1 protein-coding gene is annotated in these 2748 nt (G+C 43.9%); it reads right to left on the bottom strand.

Features of this window, described 5'->3' with window-relative positions; genetic code table 11:
- Positions 1-2587, bottom strand: a 2587-nt coding sequence (locus ACUVJL_RS03785) for a tetratricopeptide repeat protein (RefSeq protein ID WP_445244627.1), incomplete at its 3' end; no start/stop codon positions are given.
- Positions 2588-2748: the final 161 nt, after the last annotated feature.

Genomic DNA, 2748 nt, shown 5'->3' with positions numbered 1-2748 from the left:
GTTGCAGTAGTTGGCAACTGGGGGCATAGCTGACTCCACCAGGGAATAAGTCGAGAAGGCACGATTCGGATTTGGACAGGGATACAGTGATAGAAGAATCGATTTCATCGGTGCATCCGCTTTCAAAATCCCTTTGGTGGGAGATTGGCAACGCATGAAGGGGGAAAAGATGCAGGAAGCGATGGGGAATTAAAATCAGTCGATCGCATGGTTTCGGAATATTCTTTAAAATCTCATCAAGATGCAAAATCTCAGCTAGGTTTTGGAGGCGGGAGGCTAGTTTTTGCTTCCATTGGGGTTTGATCTCTTTGTAGTCTTTCTGATACTCGTTATCCCAATTTATTAAGGCTTCAAAGTCTGCTGTTGAAGATTGCCAGATTATTGGTGTTGGGGATTGCGGGGTGATGATGAAAGTTAGAAATTTATCGCCCATGATGTACCACTCAAGAATAGCGGTGTTTTCACCTGTCAGAGTTTGAATGTCTTTGTAGAGGATGGGCTTAACTTTTTGGGTTAGGCTAAAATCAGGATCAATTGATGTAATTTCATGAGCAATCAATTCATCTAGTTGTTTACGCAATTTGGTGAGATGAGTAGAATCGCGGCTAGTGGTTATGCTGTCGATTTTGAGGCTGGGTTCTCCCAATATTCTGCCACCATTACTGTTACGGTTTATCTGTTCGATTTCCAGTTGTCGCTGTTCGGCCTCAATTTCTCGACGCAGCCGCGAGAGTTCGTTGAGAACAGTTTCGGGGATATTGCCTTTAGGTTTGATGTCACGGTTGGCAAAGAGTTCTACAAGGTTGCGGGCTTTGCTGCGTTCGGCGTATTCTATGGCTTCGGTGTAGCGTTCCAGTTCGATGCAAACTTCTACCATGCCCAGATAGAGTTGATTCCATTCTTCGGCTAATTTCTGTTTGGTTTCATCCCCAGATTGAATCTCACCCCGTAAAAATTCTACTGTTTCAATCGCTGGGGCATAGGTATCATAAGCGAGTGGCCATTGCTGGTTAGTTCGGTAAAGATTACCTAAATTAGATAAAGTCACTGTATGTTCTTGTGGGAAAGCCTCGCAAGTTCTGATAGTTAAAGCATTGTGGTAACACTTTTTCGCCAGTTCGATATTCTCTGCTTTCTCTCCCCTAATTCTGTATAAGTAGGCATTTGCCAGATTATTTTGCGTCATAGCCCATTTTTCGGGAAAGGCATCGCGGGTGTAGACGGATAATGCAGCAGTGTAAGATGCGATTGCCAGTTCGATATTCTCTGCTTTCTCTCCCCTGATTCTGTGACAGTAGGCATTTGCCAGATTATTTTGCGTCATAGCCCATTTTTCGGGAAAGGCATCGCCGGTGCGGACTGTTAATGCAGCAGTGTAAGATGCGATCGCAACTTCGATATTCTGAGCTTTCTCTCCCCTGATTCTGTTACGGTAGGCTTCTCCCAGATTATTTTGCGTCGTTGCCCATATTTCGGGAAAGGCATCGGGGGTGAGGACGGTTAATGCATCAGTATATGATGCGATCGCACTTTCGATATTCTCTGCTTTCTCTCCCGTGATTCTGTCACTGTAGGCATTTGCCAGATTATTTTGCGTCGTTGCCCATTTTTCGGGAAAGGCATCGGGGGTGAGGACCCTTAATGCAGCAGTGTAATATGCGATCGCAACTTCGATATTCTGAGCTTTCTCTCCCCTGATTCTGTTACGGTAGGCTTCTCCCAGATTATTTTGCGTCATAGCCCATTTTTCGGGAAAGCCATCGCGGGTGCGGATGGTTAATGCAGCAGTGAAATATTCGATCGCAACTTCGATATTCTGAGCTTTCTCTCCCCTGATTCTGTCACTGTAGGCATTTGCCAGATTATTTTGCGTCGCCGCCCAATCTTGGGGAAAGGCATCGCGGGTGCGGACGGTTAATGCAGCAGTGCAAGATGCGATCGCCAGTTCGATATTCTCTGCTTTCTCTCCCCTGATTCTGTAAGTGTAGGCTGCTGCCAGATTATTTTGCGTCGTTGCCCAATTTTCGCTTCCCGGTTCCCAATTATTTAAAAGTATTTGATAACCGGTAATGGCAATTTCAATATTATTCGCTCTTTTCCCCAGCGGAAAGTCACTAATATGATTACTCAAGTTTCCAATGCGGACGAGAATAGATTCAATTGCTTCAGGATGTTTGTCGGCAATTAACTTCTGGGCCTCTTGGTGTAAAATCTCGGCAAAACGGTCATTAAGGAGATGTTGCCGCCCGGCCAGCATGGGGTAAATTACTTTTATCTCGCTGTTGCTATCTTGTTCTGCTTGCAATAATTCTCGGATAAAGTTTGCATACTCTTGGGGATTTTCACCTTCAGAGTTATCGCTATCTCCGTCATCGTTCATCTCCAATAATTGCCCTAGCTGACTGGCCAAATTCCGTAAATAATTAGCGTGATTTTCCTGTCCTTCCTCTGCCAGGTTTTCTGCTACTACCTCGCAAACTTGCAGAAACCCCGAATCTACCAATTCTAAGTTAGCCTGTAAAATCTGCGGTTCCTCACCGTTGGGGCAATTCAGGAGTGTCTCAATCAATTGCAGATAAGTAGTCAAACAAAATTAATTACACAAATTAAATAATATGATATACTAAAAACATCAAGTTTTATTTAAAGAGGTTTTATATGTTTTTACTTCGAGACATTAATCCACTTTCATTGAAATTGCTAAACCGAATTTATCGCGAAAGCAGACATCATCAAGTGCGTCAAAGA

The organism is Microcoleus sp. OTE_8_concoct_300 (assembly GCF_031383065.1).
Lineage (GTDB): Bacteria > Cyanobacteriota > Cyanobacteriia > Cyanobacteriales > Microcoleaceae > Microcoleus.
This window is presented reverse-complemented; position numbering and strand designations above follow the sequence as displayed.